A 428-nucleotide genomic window follows, 5' to 3' on the forward strand; every position below is an offset into this window, starting at 1 on the left:
CATGAGCGTCGTCAACATAAGTTAATAAACCAAATTCTTCTGCAATTTCTACAATTTCAGGTAATTTAGCCACATCACCATCCATACTAAAAACGCCATCAGTGATATACATCACTTTATTGTATTGACCTGATTCAACTGCTTCTTTTGCTTTCGCACGTAAATCATCCATGTCTGAATGGTTAACTCGAATAATTTTAGCTTTAGATAAGCGACATCCATCAATAATTGATGCATGATTAAGCTCATCTGATAAAATAGCATCATTTTTATTCATAACAGCCGAAATAGCAGCCATATTACAATTAAATCCTGATTGATAAGCTATTGCAGCTTCTGTTCCTTTAAATTTTGCTAGTGTTTGTTCTAATTCGTCGTGTAAATCTAATGTACCATTGATTGTACGAACAGCGCCTGCACCTACACCA

Annotated in this window: 1 protein-coding gene; it reads right to left on the reverse strand. The window is 34.8% G+C overall.

From position 1 onward, the window contains the following. The coding region (locus tag D7X32_RS48040; protein ID WP_120608492.1) for an aminotransferase class I/II-fold pyridoxal phosphate-dependent enzyme at window positions 1-428 on the reverse strand (428 nt) is incomplete at both ends.

The organism is Corallococcus carmarthensis, from assembly GCF_003611695.1.
Lineage (GTDB): Bacteria > Myxococcota > Myxococcia > Myxococcales > Myxococcaceae > Corallococcus > Corallococcus carmarthensis.